Origin of the sequence: Amycolatopsis sp. NPDC004625 (genome assembly GCF_040609695.1) — a bacterium.
GTDB lineage: Bacteria > Actinomycetota > Actinomycetes > Mycobacteriales > Pseudonocardiaceae > Amycolatopsis.
Genome location: NZ_JBEXKX010000002.1, coordinates 354,414 through 371,887 on the forward strand (window position 1 = coordinate 354,414; position 17,474 = coordinate 371,887).

19 protein-coding genes are annotated in these 17,474 nt (G+C 69.6%); 10 read left to right on the plus strand and 9 right to left on the minus strand.

Features of this window, described 5'->3' with window-relative positions:
* Positions 1–51: 51 nt before the first annotated feature.
* From ABZW17_RS03590 to ABZW17_RS03600, 3 genes are all read left to right on the plus strand, one after another.
* Entirely contained in the window at positions 52–480 is a 429-nt protein-coding gene (locus ABZW17_RS03590) for an SRPBCC family protein (protein WP_354809254.1), read from the plus strand.
* A 660-nt stretch (positions 481–1,140) separates the two neighbouring features.
* Positions 1,141–1,512 carry a transposase gene (locus tag ABZW17_RS03595; protein ID WP_354809312.1) on the plus strand — a complete coding sequence of 124 codons (372 nt, stop codon included), beginning with the start codon at positions 1,141–1,143 and terminating at the stop codon, positions 1,510–1,512.
* A gap of 38 nt (positions 1,513–1,550) precedes the next feature.
* On the plus strand, positions 1,551–1,814 hold the full coding sequence (locus tag ABZW17_RS03600) for a DUF1295 domain-containing protein (protein ID WP_354809256.1): 264 nt from the start codon (positions 1,551–1,553) through the stop codon (positions 1,812–1,814).
* Positions 1,815–1,945: 131 nt separating this feature from the next.
* On the opposite strand, the gene ABZW17_RS03605 is transcribed toward ABZW17_RS03600, so the two are convergent.
* From ABZW17_RS03605 to ABZW17_RS03615, 3 genes are all read right to left on the minus strand, one after another.
* The gene (locus ABZW17_RS03605; RefSeq protein ID WP_354809258.1) at positions 1,946–2,680 is read right to left on the minus strand and encodes a GAF and ANTAR domain-containing protein; all 735 of its coding nucleotides are present in this window, start codon (positions 2,678–2,680) and stop codon (positions 1,946–1,948) included.
* 849 nt (positions 2,681–3,529) lie between these two features.
* Positions 3,530–4,279 (minus strand): response regulator transcription factor, encoded by a 750-nt coding sequence (locus tag ABZW17_RS03610; RefSeq protein ID WP_354809260.1) that lies wholly within the window; start codon positions 4,277–4,279, stop codon positions 3,530–3,532.
* The gene (locus ABZW17_RS03615; RefSeq protein ID WP_354809262.1) at positions 4,255–5,418 is read right to left on the minus strand and encodes a GAF domain-containing protein; all 1,164 of its coding nucleotides are present in this window, start codon (positions 5,416–5,418) and stop codon (positions 4,255–4,257) included. The genes ABZW17_RS03610 and ABZW17_RS03615 overlap by 25 nt, the downstream gene beginning before the upstream one ends.
* An 816-nt stretch (positions 5,419–6,234) precedes the next feature.
* Here ABZW17_RS03615 and ABZW17_RS03620 point away from each other — a divergent pair.
* On the plus strand, positions 6,235–6,399 hold the full coding sequence (locus ABZW17_RS03620) for a hypothetical protein (RefSeq protein ID WP_354809264.1): 165 nt from the start codon (positions 6,235–6,237) through the stop codon (positions 6,397–6,399).
* 472 nt (positions 6,400–6,871) lie between these two features.
* On the opposite strand, the gene ABZW17_RS03625 is transcribed toward ABZW17_RS03620, so the two are convergent.
* Both ABZW17_RS03625 and ABZW17_RS03630 read right to left on the minus strand, forming a co-directional pair.
* Positions 6,872–7,525 (minus strand): sigma 54 modulation/S30EA ribosomal C-terminal domain-containing protein, encoded by a 654-nt coding sequence (locus ABZW17_RS03625; protein WP_354809266.1) that lies wholly within the window; start codon positions 7,523–7,525, stop codon positions 6,872–6,874.
* Between the two features lie 227 nt (positions 7,526–7,752).
* Positions 7,753–8,352, minus strand: coding sequence for a TetR/AcrR family transcriptional regulator (locus ABZW17_RS03630; RefSeq protein WP_354809268.1), 600 nt, complete (start codon positions 8,350–8,352; stop codon positions 7,753–7,755).
* Positions 8,353–8,414: 62 nt separating this feature from the next.
* On the opposite strand from ABZW17_RS03630, the gene ABZW17_RS03635 reads away from it, so the two are divergent.
* Complete coding sequence (locus ABZW17_RS03635; protein ID WP_354809270.1) at positions 8,415–9,050, plus strand: hypothetical protein; 636 nt, start codon at positions 8,415–8,417, stop codon at positions 9,048–9,050.
* A 215-nt stretch (positions 9,051–9,265) separates the two neighbouring features.
* Here ABZW17_RS03635 and ABZW17_RS03640 read toward each other — a convergent pair whose 3' ends face one another.
* From ABZW17_RS03640 to ABZW17_RS03655, 4 genes are all read right to left on the minus strand, one after another.
* Complete coding sequence (locus ABZW17_RS03640) at positions 9,266–9,499, minus strand: hypothetical protein (RefSeq protein ID WP_354809272.1); 234 nt, start codon at positions 9,497–9,499, stop codon at positions 9,266–9,268.
* Positions 9,500–9,551: 52 nt separating this feature from the next.
* Positions 9,552–10,157, minus strand: a complete 606-nt coding sequence (locus tag ABZW17_RS03645; RefSeq protein WP_354809274.1) for a hypothetical protein — start codon at positions 10,155–10,157, stop codon at positions 9,552–9,554.
* Complete coding sequence (locus ABZW17_RS03650; protein ID WP_354809314.1) at positions 10,154–10,564, minus strand: DDE-type integrase/transposase/recombinase; 411 nt, start codon at positions 10,562–10,564, stop codon at positions 10,154–10,156. The genes ABZW17_RS03645 and ABZW17_RS03650 overlap by 4 nt, the downstream gene beginning before the upstream one ends.
* Positions 10,565–10,932: 368 nt before the next feature.
* Positions 10,933–12,792, minus strand: coding sequence for a glycogen debranching N-terminal domain-containing protein (locus ABZW17_RS03655; RefSeq protein WP_354809276.1), 1,860 nt, complete (start codon positions 12,790–12,792; stop codon positions 10,933–10,935).
* 153 nt (positions 12,793–12,945) lie between these two features.
* On the opposite strand from ABZW17_RS03655, the gene ABZW17_RS03660 reads away from it, so the two are divergent.
* The 5 genes from ABZW17_RS03660 to ABZW17_RS03680 form a co-directional block, all read left to right on the plus strand.
* A complete protein-coding gene (locus tag ABZW17_RS03660) occupies positions 12,946–13,956 on the plus strand; it encodes a LacI family DNA-binding transcriptional regulator (RefSeq protein ID WP_354809278.1) in 1,011 nt (336 codons plus the stop codon).
* A gap of 27 nt (positions 13,957–13,983) precedes the next feature.
* Complete coding sequence (locus tag ABZW17_RS03665) at positions 13,984–15,288, plus strand: ABC transporter substrate-binding protein (RefSeq protein ID WP_354809280.1); 1,305 nt, start codon at positions 13,984–13,986, stop codon at positions 15,286–15,288.
* Positions 15,289–15,320: 32 nt separating this feature from the next.
* A complete protein-coding gene (locus ABZW17_RS03670; RefSeq protein ID WP_354809282.1) occupies positions 15,321–16,280 on the plus strand; it encodes a sugar ABC transporter permease in 960 nt (319 codons plus the stop codon).
* A complete protein-coding gene (locus tag ABZW17_RS03675; protein WP_354809284.1) occupies positions 16,277–17,098 on the plus strand; it encodes a carbohydrate ABC transporter permease in 822 nt (273 codons plus the stop codon). The genes ABZW17_RS03670 and ABZW17_RS03675 overlap by 4 nt, the downstream gene beginning before the upstream one ends.
* A gap of 155 nt (positions 17,099–17,253) precedes the next feature.
* On the plus strand, positions 17,254–17,474 hold a 221-nt coding region (locus tag ABZW17_RS03680), incomplete at its 3' end, for a hypothetical protein (RefSeq protein WP_354809286.1).

The window sequence follows — 17,474 nt, forward strand, 5'->3', positions numbered from 1 at the left end:
GTTGCCGGGGAGGCACGCGGGGTACCCGATGGGCGCCGCGCGGCCACCACCGTGTCCCGCACCTTCACCGTCGAACCCGCTCCCGACGTCGTCGTGCCGTACCTCGCCGATTTCGGCAACGTCGAGCAGTGGGACCCCGGGACCGAGCGGTGCACCCGCACCGACGACGGGCCCGTGCGGGTCGGGTCGAAGTGGCACAACACCTCGAAGATCGCGGGGATCAGCACCGAGCTGACCTACACGCTCGAGCAGCTGTCCGCCGACCAGGTCGTGCTCGTGGGCCGCAACGACACCGCGACCTCCACCGAGACCATCGACATCACCCCCGACGGGACCGGGTCGCGCATCGCCTACACCAACGACCTGGAAATCAAGGGCGCCGCGAAACTCGCGGCGCCGCTGGGCAAGGTGGTGTTCGAGAAGCTCGGCAACGACACCGAGCGGCAGCTGACCGACGTGCTCAACGGCCTGGCCCGGTAGCGCTCGGTGAAGCGACATCGGACCGTGGACCCGGCCGGTCTCCGCCGGGTGGCCGCGCTTTCGGCGGGCGTCGTGGCGACGATGCAGACCGCCACCGCGGTGATCGCGCTGCGCAAGGGCCGGCGTGACTACGCCGACGCCGTGTGGGGCCCCGGGTTGGCCGCGGTCGCCGTCACGAGCGCGCTGGCCGGACGGGGCGATGCCCGCCGCCGGTGGGCGCTCGCGGCGGTCACGACCGCGTGGGCCGGTCCGGCTCGAGCGCCGGATGCCGAGCCGGCTCGGGAACAGCCGGGAAGAGGATCACCGGTACACCGAGTTCCTGGACGGTGCCTCGACGCCCGCGGTGATCGGCAAGGTCTTCGTCACCCAGGGACTGAGCGAGCTCCTGGTGTCCGCGCCGATCCAGCTAGACGAGGGATGCGTAAGTCCGGTTGATGACCAGAGACGGGCCACCTGGATCGTCGGCTCCACCCCGGTCGAGTGCGGCCGGTCCCGGCCGACGGTCAAACGTTCGGAGCTGGCCGGCTGGGCCAAATACGGCTTCTGCCGCTCCCACTCCCGCTGGTTCTGGGGCCTGCGACTGCACCTGGTCTGCACCCCGCTGGACCACCGGTTGCCTGGGCGCTGGCCGACCCGAAGGTCGACGAGCGGCAGGTGCTCATGGCCATCTGCGACCACGAACCCCACCTGCTCACCGACCGCCCCGGCCTGCTGATCATCGCCGACAAGGGCTACGTCTCCCGCGAACTCGACCACTACCTCACCGAACGCGGAGTTCGGCTGATTCGCTTGTCCTACCGCAACCGCCGGCCCCATCCCGGTGAGCCGCTGCTCAAGTCCATCCGCCAGCTCATCGAATCGGTCAACGACACCCTCAAAGGCCAGCTCAACCTGGAACAACACGGCGGACGCACCATCGAAGGCGTCGGCGTCCGCATCGCCCAACGCCTCCTCGCGTTGACCGCCGCCATCTGGCACGACCGCGCCACCGGCCAACCCGTCACCCGATCCCTGACCGCCTACGACCACTGACCGAGTCACGCATTACTCGTCTGGCGGCGGCGAGTTCGGTGCCGCGTGACCGGCGCAACTGGCTGGTCCCCGCGGGGGTGGCGGTCATGGTCGGGGGAGCCGTGGTCGAAGCCCTGGCGGACCACCAGAAGGCGAAGTACTCCGAGCGTGCCGAAGACGAACGGCCGGACGTGCTCGAAACCGGTCTTTGGGGCTGGTCGCGGCACCCGAACTACTGCGGCGACTCGCTGGTGTGGGACGGTGCGTGGCTCCTGCGGTGGCCTCCCCGTCCGCCGTGTGGACGCTGCCCGCGCCGGCCCTGATGAGCTACCTGCTGATGTTCTCCACCGGCGCCGGACGCCCCGAGCGACGGATGCAGGACCGCCCGGGGTACCGGGATTACCAGCGCCGGGTTGCGTTCTTCTTCCCCTGGCGGCCACGGCTCTGAACCCGGTCACTCGGGCGTCCTGACCCGGCCCGAAACGTCGAGGACGAATCGGCCGGCGACGTCGCGTAGCTTGGTGTTGGTCTGCTGGGATTCGGCGACGAGTCTTTGCATGGCGGCGTCGGCATCGATGCGGTGGATGGCCATGAGCATGCCCTTGGCCTGTTCGATCACCGCGCGGGAGCGCATGGCGGTGGTGAGGTGCTCGCTCTGTTCGGCCGCGCGCCGGTACCGGCGCGCGCTGCGCAGCCCGAACGCGACGAGGGTGGTGTAGACGGTGATCAGGTGCGATTCCGCCGCGGCGAACCCGTGGTCGCCGAAGCCGAACAGGTTCAGCGCGCCGGAGAGCGTGTCGTCCACGCGCAGGGGCGCCGCCAGGTAGCTGCCGACGCCGAGGGTGGCGGCGTGGCGGGAGAATTCCGGAAACCGGCCGCCCGCGGCCGGCATGGCGATCCGCACGACGTCACCGGTTTCGGCGGCGTGCAGGCAGGGGCCGGTTCCGGCCCGGTACTGGCCGCGGTCGATCTCGACCGCACGGGGGTCGGAGTGCGCGACGGTCTCGGGTTCGCCGTGGTGGAAGGCGGTGATGCTCGCCATGTCGGCATCGGGGAACGCTCGTACGGCCTCGGCGACGATGGTGTCGAGGACGTTCTGTTCGCCTTCGTCGCTTTCGAAGGAGTCGGTCAGCGAGCGGGCCGCGCCGGCGAGCTCGTCGAACGCACGGGGGAGGTCGGGGTCGAGCATCATTGCTCCTGTCGATCCGGTGCGGGTGCGTGCGGAGGCCGGTCCCGGCCCCCTGCCGCCGCTGTGGTCTCAACGGAGCGGTCGGAAGCCTAACGGGCGGGACCGACACTTTCCGAGCAGCCGGCCCGTCGGCGCCCGAGCCGGCGTGCTCGACGTGGCCTGCAGAAAGCAGCGTCAAGTTCTGGTATGACATGAAGCACCATGAGCGAGAAGTGCCCGCGGGCCGCGTGTGAGACTGCGAGAACGGGGTATGCGCCGGTGTCTTGTGTTAACGCAAGACAGCCAGGAGGCGATGGCGCCGGTTCAGCCAGGAGCCGGCGCCACCGTCGGCCGGGCGAACCCTCTCCCCGTCACCGAACGTGGCTGGCCCCGTGTTGCACACCTGCGTCCGGTCACGGCTTCGTGGCGTCCTGGTTCACGAACAGCGATGCTTCGAGGTTCGCACGGCGATAATCACCAGCCGCGGCGCGGACGGGGGATCCGCGGAGTACTGGAACAGCCCCGGCGGCAAGCCCATGCGTTGTTCTGGACGGCGAAGGCGCGGCTGACCGGTAGCCGCCCGGACGGCGACAACGACACGGTCGAACTGTTCGGTGAGAACGGTGACCCGGTCGCGACGTGGCGTCCTACGCCACCCTTACGGCCAGGGCGGTGCGAGAATGCCTGGCGGGCGAACAGGAACTGCGGGTGGCAGCGGCGATCAACCCCACGCTGCGCCGAGCGCATCGCCCGCCCTCGACTCGCCGATCCCGTGCTTCTGGCGTTGCGCCGCGAGGCACCGTGAAGTCGCACTTGGCCCGCAGCAACACCGAACTCTGCGTCGGCTCGCGCACCGCGGCGGGGGCGGTTTCAAACGCCGCCGATCGGGTTGCGCCGGCCGGTGGAGCCGGACATGCGCAGGCCGGCGGATTCGACGTCGAGGATCCGGAACCGGAACGCCTGGGTAACGGCGTGCACCCGGTCGTGGGCGTCGAGCCGGTACAGGATGTGCCGGATGTGGGTCCGGACGGTTTCGGTGCTGATGACCAAGGCCTCGGCGATCTCGGGGTTCGTGCAGCCCTCCGCGAGGAGCACGAGCACCTCCCGCTGGCGTGGGGTGAGCCGGCCGCCGGCCCGCCGGCCGGGCCGCCGCAGGATCGGCACCAACCGAGGGTCGACGTACTCGCCTCCCTGCTGGATTCGCTCCAGGCCTTCGCGCAACGAGGACGGCGGGCTGTCGCCGGAGACCAGTCCGCGAACTCCGGCCGCGCGCAACACTTCCAGGTACCACCGCTGACGGTGCACCGCGTCGACGACGACCACGACGCCGGTGCCGGGGAGCTGGGACAGCAGGTTCCGCGAAAGCCGTCCGTCGAAGTCCGAACCGCTCCGCAGCAGGATCGCGTCGGCGCCAGTCCGCGCGAGTGCCTGCCGCAACCCGGTGGTGCCGGCCGTCGCCACGCCGACCGCGTCCGGCATCGCGGACACGACCGATTCGAGTCCCAGCTGGGAAAACGGGTCGCTGTCGACGATCACCACGCGGAAGCCCGGCCGCGCGGGCCCGCGCGGCTTCCCGGTCGCGGCCCGGCTCCTGGTCAGCGCAGGGGGTCGGAAATCCACGTCAGCCGGACTGTCTCGGGAGCGGGGACGTCGATGCGGTGGAGGCCGCCGAGGCCGTCGGTGACGGCTTGGAGCGCGGCCAGGGTGGCGGCGTCGGCACCGGCGGCCGGCGGCCCGCCCTGGTAGCTGACGGTCAGGGCGAGCTGCTGTTCGGTCGTGGTGCGGGTGGCGATGTCGACCGCCCGCGTAACGCCGAGATGGTCGGCGACCAGCAGGGCGATGGCGAGCCAGCGGCTGATCAGGTCGACCTTCCGGGCGGGCAGCTCGCTGGGCAGCGGGTCGTGGACGGTGAACTGCTGGGCTAGTTCGAGAGGACCGGCCACCGCGGTGCAGGTGCGGAGCAGATGGGCGAGCAGCGGGCCGGTTTCGTCCTGGTCGCGGCCGTCACCGGCGACGAAGGCCCGGGCGAGGTGGTCGCGGGTGGTGGCGATCGCCGCGCTGAGGGGCGCCAGCCGCGGCCAGTGTTCGGGCGGCAGCTGGGCGTGCAGTTGTTCCGTGGTGGCTTGCAGAGCCGCCAGGTCGTGGGAGGTGACTTCCTGGAGGACGTTCGTGAGCCGGTCGCTGACGGTGGTGTGGCGGTCGGCGATCCGGACGGCGTTCGCCGCCGCGAACGTGATGGCCCGCCACGCCTGGGTGGCGTACTCGGCGAAGGACCGGAGGTCGTCCTCGGTGAACTGGTCGGCCGACACCGGACGGCCGGCCAGCAGGGTGCCGTCCCACTCGCCGGTCTCGGTGTAGAGCGGGACGACCATGCTCGGCCCGATGCCCGCCCGGCGCGCGGATTGGACGGTTCTCGGGTCGGTCGCGGTGTCGGCGACCCGGATGGCACCACCCTGGGTGCGTGACAGGGCCGACACCGAGCCTTCGAGCGGAATGAGGCGCCCGGCCCATTCGGCGCCGTCGCCTGTCGCGGCGGCGATCCGCAGCCACCCCGGCTGGGGGACGCACAGGGTCAGCGCGGCCGAGCCCGCGTTCGCGCAGGTGCGGGCTCCCTCGACCAGCCGGTCGAAGACCGCGGCCAGGCCGGCGCTGTTCAGGCCCGCAGCGTCCAGCGGTGCTTCGGCGAGTTCGCTCAGCACCTGCGTGACGGCTCGTTGCCACCTCACCGGAAGTTCCACGGTCGTGATGGTTCTCGTCATCGCGCATCACCCAGCTTTCCGATTTTCCCGGTCCGCGCATTCGCCGGTGCGGGTGCACTTCTGCGAAGCGACGACGGTTCGTTGATTTTTCAAACTCTAATACGTGCCCGCGGCGGCGGAGCGCGGACTCCGCGAGTCGGGCGAGGACCACTCGAACGGAGCACCGCACCCCTTTTTTCCCGGATCGCGAGGGCGGTCGATTGTCATTTTCCGACTTGCCCGAGACCTTTCGAAAGAGCGGTTTCTCTCCGGAAACGCGGATTTCGCCGGTTTTGGCGGGAACAATCCACCGAAGCAGAGCGTGCGACCTGAAATGACTTTCAGTGAGAGCCGGGTCGCGCCACGCCCGGTGGTTCGCGGAAGGACATCGGTCCTCTCGCGGCCGACCGGAAGTCCCCGGCCCGCCGGCGCGAGGCTGTCCGGTGCAGCGCCCGCTCGACGCCGTGCTGCGGGTGGGGTGGGGGTGGGAGCTGCGGGAGGTCGTGGTGGCGCTGACCGGGGCCCGCTATGGCGCCCTGGGATCGTGGCCGACGAACTCGTCGCCGCGCTCGGCCCGGTCCGTGCGGGCACGGGATCCGGCCGACGCCGACCTGGTCGCCGTGCTGCTGCCCGCGAACCACTCCGGGGAACTGTGCGTGGAGGTCGCCGCCGGGGACCTCGTCGCCGGGGAACCGGTGCCCGTGCGGGTTCCCCGGCCGGTCTCGCGACAGCCACCCGCGCACCTGTCGTTCGACGACACCGAGGTGCGGCTGGTCTCGGGCGGCGATCGCGCTCGAACCGGGCCGGCGTCGGGCCGAGTGCGAGGAGCCGGCCCTGTTGAACGACCGCGACCGGATCGCCCGGCACCGGCGCGACCTCGTCGTGCAGCGGCTCTTCGGCGGCGTCATGGCGCTGCAGGGCACGACCCGGGCGATCGACTCCCCGGACGTCGAGGCGCGGGTGGCCCGCACGATCGACGACCCCGGCACGACGATCAGCTGATCCTGTCCACCATCTTCGCGCTGCGCACGGACGACGGCGCCGACGGCGGGGCGAGCCTGCGACACCGGCTGCCCGAGACCGCGCGCGTCGCCGCGCAGTCGCTGGGGTCCGACCGGCGTGGCCGGCGGTGTAGTGCGGCAAGCCTTCGCGCCGACGAGTCACGCGGCTCGCGAGCGGCCTGGCGTGGCTTCGGTGAACCAACCATTTCCGGCTCAGGAGCGTGGCCGCCTTGATCGCCCGGCCGTCCGCGCGGGGGAGGAGGAACCGCTTCCTGGTGGCAGCGTGGGACCTTCGCGGCGCGCGAAGGCAAACGTGACGATGGCCTGGGACGAGTACTCGATCGAGGACAGCGTGAGGGCGGCTGCGGGGGTTTCGGCCGCCAGCACCGCGACGGCGACCTGGCCGGCTGTGCCGGTGGCGGCCGGGTGCGGGCGCGCCAGCCCTCGGCGCCGCGGGCGAGGGTCAGCACCGGTCACGGAGTGCTCCCGGCGGCGGTGAGCAGGCCGTAGTGGCCGTCGTAGCGCAGGTAGAGCACGCTGCCGCGGCCGGTCGTCGCGTCTTCGAAGAAGCGATAGGGCAGGTCGGTGGCGTTGAGCCGGTCGACCGCCTCCTCGACGCTGAGCCGGGGAACTGCGTCCACGCCGATCGTCCAGGGCATGGCCACCGGCGGCCCGGGTGGCACCAGGCCGGTGAGGCGGGTGAGCCGGTAGCCGGTCGGGCCGGTGTGGTGGACCAGGCTGTCCTGGCCGGACTCGACGTCGGCGAAGAGCATGAAGGCGTAGCCCATCAGGTCCATCGTCAGTGCGGCTTCGTCGGGACCACACCGGATGAGCGGACAGACCTTGCGGCGCGCGATCCGGCGCTGCGGCGGCGGCAGCATGGCCAGGGCCGGGCGCCGGAACCGGTCGAGTGCGTCCGGCCACGACCGGGGTGCCGTGGGCGCGGCGAGCCGGCCGAGCTGCTGCTGCAGCCTGGTGCGCAGCAGGGCGGCGGTCTCGGCGAAGAAACCTCGGGCCTGGAGCGGCGCCGCGTCGCGGAGGCGGTCGTGGCGACTTCGCCGCTGGCGAAAGATCGCCGCGGTGATCGCCGCAGTTCTCGCTGTGAGCGGCTTCCTGCACGTGCTCATTAGCATCGAGGAACTCCGGGCCGAAAGGCACGGAGCGTACTGAGCCGCCTGACGGAACACCGACGTGGCGGCTACTTCACTGATCGGATCTTCGTCGCGTAGCGGGGCGGGGCAGCCGGGCGGCGAGCAGACCGGTCAAGGCGTCCGGAGCGTTGGTGCATGCGGGCACCTCGGGACCATCACGATCAGGCACGCGAGACTTGTACCGGCGGACTGGTCGACAAGCGTCAGCGTGGCGTGAGAGCGTCGGCGATCGCGCGCGAGAGGGTGGTTGTCATCGCTTCCGGTGTGAGACTGCCTGCGATGCCTTGCAAAGTCAGTCCGTCGACCGTCGCTGCCAGCGCGCGTGCTCGGGCATGTCCGGTTCCGCCCAGGGATGGGTTGATTGCACTGAGTAACGCGGCGAGACCGTCGACGAAGGTGTCAAGGTACAGACTGTGCTGCTCGCGGAGTTCAGGGTGAACCGCGGCCGCCGTCGACAGTGCCATCCACACCGAGCCTTCCGCCCGTCGGACGTCATCCAGCGGCAGCGCCTCGCGCAGCAATGTGTCCAGCGTAGCGCGCCCCGTGGGTGGCCGCGTGGCCTCGATGATCGGTGTGAGCCGCTCGGTCATCGACGCGATAACGGACGCCATAGCCGCACTCAGCAGTTTGGCACGGCTTGGAAAGTGATGCTGCACCGCGCCGCCTGACATGCCGAGCCGCGCGCCTACGGATCGGACGCTGAGCTCATCGAGCCCTCGCTCGGCGATGACCGTAACGGCTGCTGCGGCGACACGGCGAGCTGCAGGACTGACCACCAGAGGCGACGTCACGTTCTCGTCCACGATACAAGTGTATGCTTAAGTTAAAGCAATACAATCGTATGGTTGCGATTGGAGGGGTGGCAGTGATCGGATGGATCATCGTCGGGTGCGAAGTCGGTTTCTGGGTACTCCTGGTGGTCGGTCTCGCTGGGCGGTACATCTTGAGGTGGAGGCGGGTCGGCGCCGTGCTGCTGATCTGTGTGCCGCTGGTCGATCTGGTGTTGCTCGTCGCCGCAGTGATCGACTTACGGCGGGGTGCCAGTGGGAGCGTGCTGCACGCTTTGGCCGCAGTCTACATCGGCTTTTCGGTTGCGTTCGGCCATCAGACCATCTCTCGATTGGACGCGTTGGCCGCACATCGGTGGGCGGGCGGCCCCGCGCCGTCGCACGCGCCACGTCATGGAGGCCTCGGCGTACACCACACGTGGCGACAGTGGGGCAGGACGCTGCTCGCAGGCAGTCTGGCGACGGCTCTTCTCGGTGCAGCGGTCCTAATTGTCGGGGATCCGGGCCGGACGGCGCCTCTGGTCGAGACGGTTGGCTGGATTGTCGTCGTGGTGCTCGTGAGCCTGTTCGTCGGTCCGGTGCGCCGGCAATACTTGCAGAACAAGTCAAGTCGTCTGGCTGAACGCCACGAGCGGACGCGGTCGAAATCCGCGCGATCAACAGCTCGTCGGCCAGGTGACGAACACGATCGCGATGCTGTTAGGCCGCTATAGTGTCGAGATCTCATTTTCGCAGGTAGAAATGTCGGACCACCAAGTTGTCAAAGTGTTGATCGGGCAGCTTGTCGCAGAGCTGGCTCAGGCCGGATGTCCCGGGCGGGAGCATGATGCCGTCGGGACCGACTTGGCCTATGGCTTGGGCACTGTGGACCTCGAACCAGCACGGCAGGCGAGGATAGTGGCGGGCAGGATGCCAGGCTGGGCGTCGTTCAACGTCGTGACCCTGGGGCGGACGGGAGGTAGTGCCACATCGTTTGTTCCTCGACGTCGGGACCGTCTGATTTGGTCCAGCCCCTGGTAGTGATCTCCTCGCGGAACTTCAGCAGCGCTGCTTCGATGTCGTCGACGTCGTAGACCCACCGCTCGATGTGATGGAGACTGTCGATCAGCGCGGTGATGTTGGACTCGGAGGCGCCGGTGTTCGCTTGGCGAACGGGGACCACAACATCGATGTCCTCCAGGTCGTTCGCCGGCGCGGGCCTGGGCCACGCGCGCCTAGGGTCTGCAGCATTCCGGAGAGCTTGAGCTTGCACAGAGCCTGCTCGAGCGCGGCATCGATGATCGCGCCGACACTTCCGAATCGCTGCTGCCGCGGCCGGGCTGGCCCAGCCCAGGGTGAGCGGCGTCCGTCGCGATCGCCATGCCGCAGGCCCGATCGAGCCGGACGGGGTCGTAGGTGTCGGCGAGCGCGATGATCTTCTGTGCGGCCCGCAGCCGGAAGATCGCGTTGACCTGCAACAGGTCCTCAACGACAGCGGCGACGTGCTCGCCGAGCTCGGCGGCTTGGGTGCGACACCAGTCCGGTTCCGCAGCTGAAACGCGACCTTCTCCGGCGGGTAGTGCCCGGGCTCGGTGCGTTTGCAGACCGTCTGAAGCGGGTGTGTAGCGATCAGCTCGCCGTTGTCGAATCTGGACCGTGGCCGCGGTGGCGCGGGCGTCGACCTCGCGGCCCATACGCCGCCAGGGCATCGAGTAGAGCGTCTTGCCGACCTTGAGGTGGATGTCGAAGCCGATGGTCCCGCGCGACCAGGTCGCCAGCTCGATCAGCCGCCGCGGCAGTGGTGCCAGCGCCTCGGCCTCCCGCTCGGCGAACACGCTCAACGGCGACGCGCCCTGCAGCGCCCCTGACGAGCGGCGCGGCGACCGTAGTGCGTCAGGCCAACGGGGCCTGCTGCATCTGCTCGAGCGAGGTGAACTCCCGGCCGCGCCAGAAGCTGTCCCGGATGTAGGGGCATCGGCCGCTCGACCCGGGGTCTGTCCCTCGGCTTGCCGCGCCGGGCCGGGTCGATCAGCGTCGCGTAGTGCGCTGCAAGCTCGGCGTAGGAGCGGTTGATCTTCGTGTCGTAGAGATCGGTGCGTTCGACGCCGGTGCGCAGGTTGTCCGGCACCAGCCGGCGCGGCACTCCGTCGAAGAACGCGAACGCCGCGACGTGGGCCTCGGTCCAGGCCTGCTGGTTCATCGAGATCACCGGCCGGACGAACAGGTGCCGGGAGCAGGCCAGCACCATCACAAACGCCCAGATCCGGTGTTTCTGCCCGCCGACCGGGTCGACCCAGGTTCCGAGGAACCCGTAGCCGATCTGGGCTTCCTCACCCGGTGGTGGGTCATCCCGCAGGACGGTGAGTCATCCTCAAGCAGTTCACCGCCGGACAGCTGAATCAGTCTTGTTCGAGCACGGGGTCGCCGGTCAGGGAACTCGGTTGAGCGCTCGATGGCCGGCGACCTCGCGCTGTCCTACGAAGATTGCGACACCAACAAGGTTCGCTGACGAGTCGCGCGAACGTTTTACGCACGGCCATGGAACGCTCCGATCGGTTGCCTGCGTTGCGGTCGTAGTGCTGGCCCGGGAAAGTCCCGTCCGCGTGGATGAACCTTTCACCGGCCCTCGTGGAGGTCGACCCCGGCCCGGACGACCGCCGCGGCCGACCACGCTTGCGGCCGGCACGCGGCCGGGTAGGCCAGGGGTGTCTCGGAGCCGTCGAGCAGCGCGAACAGTTCCGGCACGTGTCCGTCGAAATGCTCGGCGGTGCGCAGGATCGTTTCCGCCAGCCGGTGGGCTTGGCCGTGGTGTCCCTCCGCGGCCAACCCCGTCATGGCGATGGCCGTGTCGTGGGGCCAGATGGATCCGCGGTGGTAGCTGAAGGGGTTGTACGACGGGCTGGCAGAGCTCAGGGTGCGCAGCCCGAACCGGGTGGTCAGGTCGGGGCGATCGAGACGCTCCGCGACGAGTGCCGCTTCGTCGCGGTCCAGCAGTCCGGTGCCGAGGAGGTGTGCCATGTTCGACGTGGCACCGTGGATCGGGTTCTTCTTCGAGTCCAGGGCGATGGCCGGGTAGCGTCCCGATTCGTCGTCGATCCAGAACGTCTCGCGGAAGCGTTGCTCGAGCCGGCGGGCCCAGTCGGCCCACGCCGCTGTTTCTGCCCGGTTGAAGGCGGTTCCGAGTTCGACGGCGGCCTGGGCGGCTGCGTAGGCGTAGCCCTGCGCTTCGCACAGCGCGAGCGGGGCCAGCGGGTGCGTGCCGTCGTCGTGCAGGAAGGCGTCGTGCGAATCCTTCCAGCCCTGGTGGGTGAGACCGCCGGTGCGTGAGGGCTGGTACTCGATCAGTCCGTCATCGTCGGGGTCGGCGTCGGTCCCGGTGAGCCAGTCCATCGCCGCGTACATGTGCGGGAGCAACTGGTGCACCTCGTCGGCGGGCAGGCCGGCCCGCCAGGCGTCCCGGAACAGGCAGATCCACAGCGGCGTCGCGTCGATCGTCCCGTAGTAGCGGGAACTCAGCTGCACTTGGCCGGTGTCGATCGGTGCTGCCCGGATCTCGTGGAGGATCTTGCCGGGCTGTTCTTCGGTGTCCGCGTCGTACCGGGTGCCCTGGCGGCGGGCGAGGGTGCGCAGGGTGCCGGCCGCGAGATCGCCGCCCAGGGGCAGCAGGAGCCGGGCTGCCCACAGGGAGTCCCGGCCGAACAACGTCAGGTACCAGGGGGCGCCGGCCGCGAGGTAGCCGTCGTCCGGGCTTTCCGGGTCGGCCAGCAGCAGCGCCCGCAGGTCTTCGAGGCTTTTCGCGGCCACGGCCGGGAGACCGTCCGGGAGGGTCCACTGCGGATCCTTCGCTGCGGGGTGCTGTTCGAACCCGCCCGGCCGGAACGCGGCGTCGGCGGTGAGGTCGACGTGCCAGGACTCGCCGGTCCCCACTTCGACGTGCCAGGTCACCGTGGCCACCGAGCCGGTGCCGGCGCTGACCATGCCGGCCGGCTTGGCGCGGAGGACGGTGGTGCCGTGGCCGTTCCGCCAGCTGACCAGGTCGTCGGCTATGGGCGGGACGAGGGCTGTCGTCCGGCCGGCTTTGACCGCGTCCATGCCTGCGAAGTCGGTCGCCACGCGCAGAGTGATCGTCAAACGGCGCCGGTCGCCGAAATTGATGACGGTGAACCGTTCTCCGAGCCTGGCCGCGGACACCTCGCGCCGCTGTTCCACCAGCAGTGTCGCGTCACGCGAGTGCGATTCCGACTCGCGTGCGACGGCGTGGAATGAGGCGGTCGAGGGGTGGGGTTGGTCGTGCCCGACGGCCACGGTCGGCACGTCGGCGATCGCGAACTCCAGGAGCGAGAGGGCCCGAACGTCGTGGCTGAACCAGCCGGTGGCGCCGCGGCCGGACAGACGCCCGTCGGGAAGGGAGCAGACGACGGAGGGAGCATTCAGCACGGTGACGAGGCTGTGCAGCGCCGTGCTCGATCCGGTCACGGTTCCTCCACTGGATCGGGGGTGGTGTTGACACAATCGGGTGGCATGAGTCACTGTTACGGCCGGATTTGACCGGTCAAATCACGGAGAGTACGGCATTCGCTTGCGAGTGTCACCAGGTTTTGGAGACAGACCGTGGTACGAGGACAGGACGTGACGCTGCGACAGGTGGCGGCGCACGCCGGCGTCTCCCGTCAGACCGTGTCGAACGTCCTCAACGCCCCGGAGCGCGTCGACCCGGCCACACAAGACCGGGTGCGGGAGGCGATCGAGACGCTGGGCTACCAGCCGAACCGGACGGCCCGGAGCCTGGCGACCCGCCAGGCGGGCTTGATCGGCTACTGCCTGTCCCGCCATTCGGGACACAGCCTGTACATGGACGCGTTCCTGCACGCGCTCACCGCGGCCGTCGAAGCGTCGGGGCGCCACCTGCTGCTCTTCACCGCACCCGATGGTGAGCGCGGGCTGGCCACCTACGCCGACCTCATCGCCCAGCAGGCCGTCGACGCCTTCGTCCTGTCCGACACAGTGGGAGAAGATCCACGGCACCCGTGGCTCGCCGAGCGCGGTATCCGGTTCACTTCGTTCGGCCGCACCTGGCCGCGGCACGGACGGCAGCCCGGAATGTGGGTCGACGTGGACGGCCATGCGGCCTGCGCCGAACTGGTGACCCGGTTGCACGGCGCCGGCCACGACCGGATCGGCTTCGTCGGCTGGGACAGTCCGGGTACGCGGGGAGCCGGCAGTGACCGGCGCGACGGCTGGCGATTCCGGTGCCGGGAACTCGGCCTGCCCCACCTGGAGGCGCGCGCCGATTCCGACAGCCTGGAAGGCGCCGCGCGAGCGGCCGCGACGTTGCTGGACGCCCCGGAGCCGCCGACGGCGATCGTCGCCGCGACCGACCTGCTGGCCGTCGGCGTGCTGGGCGAGGTGCGCCGCCGCGGGCTGTCGCCGGGCGCGGACGTCTGGGTGACCGGGTTCGACGACTCGCTGCTGGCGACGTCGGTGGAGAACGGCTTGACCACCGTCCGGCAGCCGACCGCCGAGATCGCGGCGCGGTTGCTCGGCCTGCTGGAGGCCGAGCCCGACACGGCGGACGCCGGAGCCGGCGTCCTGCTGCCGGGGCAGATCGTAGTCCGGGGCAGCGCCCCGCTGGGTTTGTGACATCAATGGTGATGGGAGACAACGACGATGGCAGGACCGGGAACAACCGCACTGCGCGGGGTGTCGCTGGCGGCCGTGGCGGTACTGGCCGCCGCCTGCAGCGGGGGGAGCGGTAGCGGGGCAGGGGCCGCCAGCAGCGCCGCGCCGGCGCTGGACGGACGAGGTGACATCACTTTCGTCACCGGTAAGGACACCTCCAACAACATGCAGAAGCTGGTGGCGGAGTGGAACTCCGGCCACCCCGGCGAGCAGGTCCGGATCGTCGAGCTGCCGGAGTCGGCGGACGCCCAGCGGCAGCAGCTGGTGCAGAACGCCCAGGTGAAGTCCAACGCCTACACCGTACTCAACCTCGATGTCGTGTGGACGCCGGAATTCGCCGCCAACCGGTGGGTTGTCGAGCTCCCGCGGGATCAGTTCGACCTGGACAACTTCCTGAAGCCGGCGGTGCAGACCGCGGAGTACCGGGACAAGCTGTACGCCGTCCCGGTGTACTCCGACGGCGGGCTTCTCTACTACCGCAAGGATCTGCTGGCCAAGGCCGGGGTCGCGCCGCCGAAGACGTGGGATGAGCTGACCGCGGCCTGTCAGAAAATCAAGGCAGTGCCGGAGGCGGCGAACACGGGCTGCTACGCCGGGCAGTTCGAGAAGTACGAGGGCCTGACGGTCAATTTCGACGAGGCCGTGCACTCGGCCGGCGGAACGATCGTCGACGACTCCGGCAAGCCCGCGGTGGACACCCCGCAGGCCAAAGCCGGCCTCGACCAGCTGGTGCAGGGCTTCAAGTCCGGCGTCATCCCCCAGAAGGCGATCACCTACAAGGAAGAGGAGGGCCGGCGTGCCTTCCAGGCCGGCGAGCTGATCTTCCAGCGGCAGTGGCCCTATCAGTGGGCGCTGGCGAACAAGACCGACGGATCCTCGACGGTGGCGGGCAAGTTCGACGTCGCGCCGCTGCCCGGGTCGGCCGGTCCGGGTGTGTCCAGCCTGGGCGGGCACAACTTCGCCATCTCGGCCTTCGCCGAGCACAAGGCGACGGCGCTGGACTTCATCAAGTTCTTCACCACGGAGCAGGCGGAACGGTCCAACCTGCTGGCGACCTCCCAGGCTCCGACCCGGACGAGGCTCTACGACGACCCGGAGCTGCTCAAGCAGTTCCCGTACTTGCCGACGCTGAAGGCCTCGATCCTCGGCGCAAAGCCGCGGCCGAAAGCCGTCCGCTACGGCGACGTGACGACGGCGATCCAGGAAGCCGCTTACAGCGCCATCTCCGGCACCAAGGACAGCGCGACCGCGCTGAAGGACCTGCAGACCCAGCTCGGGAGCCTGCTCAAGTGAGCACGGCAACGCCCGTGCGGCGGAGCAGGGCGGTGAGCGAAGCCGGACGGCTCGCTGCCCTGCTGCTGTCGCCCACCTTCGTGGTGCTCGCCCTGGCCGTCGGCTACCCGCTGGTTTCGGCTCTGCGGGAGTCGCTCTACCAGTCGGGCCAGGGCGTCGACGCCGACGGTTTCGTCGTTCAGGGCGACCAGTTCGCCGGTCTGGACAACTACACCGGCATCTTCGGTGGTCCGGCAGCAGCCCGGTTCTGGAACGCTTTCGGCAACACGACACTCTTCACGGTCGTCACCGTCACCCTCGAAGTGGTGATCGGGGTGGCCATGGCGCTGGTCATGCACCAGGCGCTGCGCTGGCGTGGCGTGGTGCGAGCGAGCATCCTCGTGCCGTGGGCCATTCCCACGGCGGTCTCGGCGATCCTGTGGCGGTGGATCTTCCAGGCCGACGGCGTGGCGAACGCGATCATCGGCAACCAGGTGCTCTGGACCACCGAAGGCTGGCAGGCGAAGTTCGCCGTGATCATCGCCGACACGTGGAAGACCGCACCGTTCATCGGGCTCCTGGTGCTCGCCGGCCTGCAGGTGATTCCGCGGGAGGTCTACGAAGCCGCGCGGGTGGACGGTGCCGGCGCGCTGCGGCAGTTCTGGGCGATCACGCTTCCACTGGTCCGGCCGGTTCTCGCGGTCGCCGTCCTGTTCCGCGTCCTGGACTCGCTGCGGATGTTCGACCTGCCCTTCGTACTCATCGGCAACCGCAAGGAGTCCGTGGAAACGCTGACCATGCTGGCCTGGGACGAGGCCGCCAACCTGAGGTTCGGCCCGGCCGCGGCCTACGCCACCGTGCTGTTCCTGTACGTGGCCGCCGTGGCGCTGGTGTTCGTGAAACTGCTCGGCGCGGACGTCATCGGCGAGGCCCGCGACCACACCCGCCGGCAACGCCGCCGGCCCGCGGCCACGCCGGCACCGGAGCCCAAGCCCGAGGTGGTGCCGGTATGAGGTACCGCGCCGTGCTCCGCTACGCCGGCTTGGCGGTCATCCTGGCCTACTGCCTGGCGCCGTTTTACTGGATGGTCGTCTCCGCACTCCGGCGGCCGACCGACCAGTTCTCGCTGACCCCCTTCCCGGCTCCGATGTCCGTCGCGAACTTCGCTGCCGTGTTCGGAGTGGACGTCGGGTTCGGCCGCGCCCTGCTGAACAGCCTCGTCGTGGCCGGTGTCGCCACCGTCCTGACGCTGGTCGTCGGGTTGTCGGCGGCGTACTGCCTGGCGCGGCTGCGGTTCCGGTTCAAGACCGCGGCCGCCGCGATCATCATCGCCACGTCGATGTTCCCGGGCATCTCGCTGGTCGTGCCCCTGCTCAAGCTGTTCACCGACATCGACTGGATCAACACCTACCAGTCGATGATCGTGCCGAGCATGGCGCTCGCCCTGCCGCTGGCGGTGTGGAACCTCAACGCTTTCTTCCGGCAGATGCCGGGCGAGCTCGAGGAAGCGGCCATGATCGACGGGTGCACCCGGCTGGGGGCGTTCCGCCGGGTCATCCTGCCGCTGGCCGCGCCCGGAGTGTTCACCACGGCGATCATCACGTTCGTAACCGCGTGGAACGAGTTCATCATCGCGCTGTCGATGGTGAACGACAAGTCGATGCAGACCGCGACCGTGGCGATCTCCCGGTTCACCGGCGCGTACAGCTTCGACCAGCCCTTCGGCACCCAGATGGCAGCCGGCGTCGTCGTCACCGTGCCGCTCGTCGTCCTCGTGCTCGTCTTCCAGCGCCGCATCATCGCCGGCCTCACCGCAGGCGGTCTCAAATGACCGACCGGACGGTGCCCGACGTAACTCTTTGGAGGTAACCCGTGTTGCGCACGCGATTCGGTTTGCTCGCCGCACTCATTCCGCTCTGCCTGACCAGTGTCGCCACCACCGCAGCGGCGGCCACACCAGAGTGGACACGCGCTCTCGACCCTGCTTTGACCGCGGGTCCCGGAGCGAACGAACTGGTCACCACCACCCGCCTCGCCGACCGGCGCTCGTTGGTCACCGGGCCGGGGGCGTACGTGCTGGGCGACGAATCGGGCTTGTACCCGGCCGCCGGCTTCCACATCCGCGGGGAGATGGGCGGGTTCTGGGCGCCGCCGATCAAGCTGCTCGACGGGCTCTGGTTCCGGGTGGGGGATCAGTGGCTGGGCAG

Excerpts from the sequence above, each read along its gene's own strand:
- ABZW17_RS03595 (WP_354809312.1), top strand. The coding sequence starts at position 1,141 with ATGGCCATCTGCGACCACGAACCCCACCTGCTCACCGACCGCCCCGGC.
- ABZW17_RS03605 (WP_354809258.1), bottom strand. The coding sequence starts at position 2,680 with ATGCTCGACCCCGACCTCCCCCGTGCGTTCGACGAGCTCGCCGGCGCG.
- ABZW17_RS03615 (WP_354809262.1), bottom strand. The coding sequence starts at position 5,418 with ATGACGAGAACCATCACGACCGTGGAACTTCCGGTGAGGTGGCAACGA.
- ABZW17_RS03625 (WP_354809266.1), bottom strand. The coding sequence starts at position 7,525 with ATGAGCACGTGCAGGAAGCCGCTCACAGCGAGAACTGCGGCGATCACC.
- ABZW17_RS03650 (WP_354809314.1), bottom strand. The coding sequence starts at position 10,564 with ATGGTGCTGGCCTGCTCCCGGCACCTGTTCGTCCGGCCGGTGATCTCG.
- ABZW17_RS03665 (WP_354809280.1), top strand. The coding sequence starts at position 13,984 with ATGGCAGGACCGGGAACAACCGCACTGCGCGGGGTGTCGCTGGCGGCC.
- ABZW17_RS03675 (WP_354809284.1), top strand. The coding sequence starts at position 16,277 with ATGAGGTACCGCGCCGTGCTCCGCTACGCCGGCTTGGCGGTCATCCTG.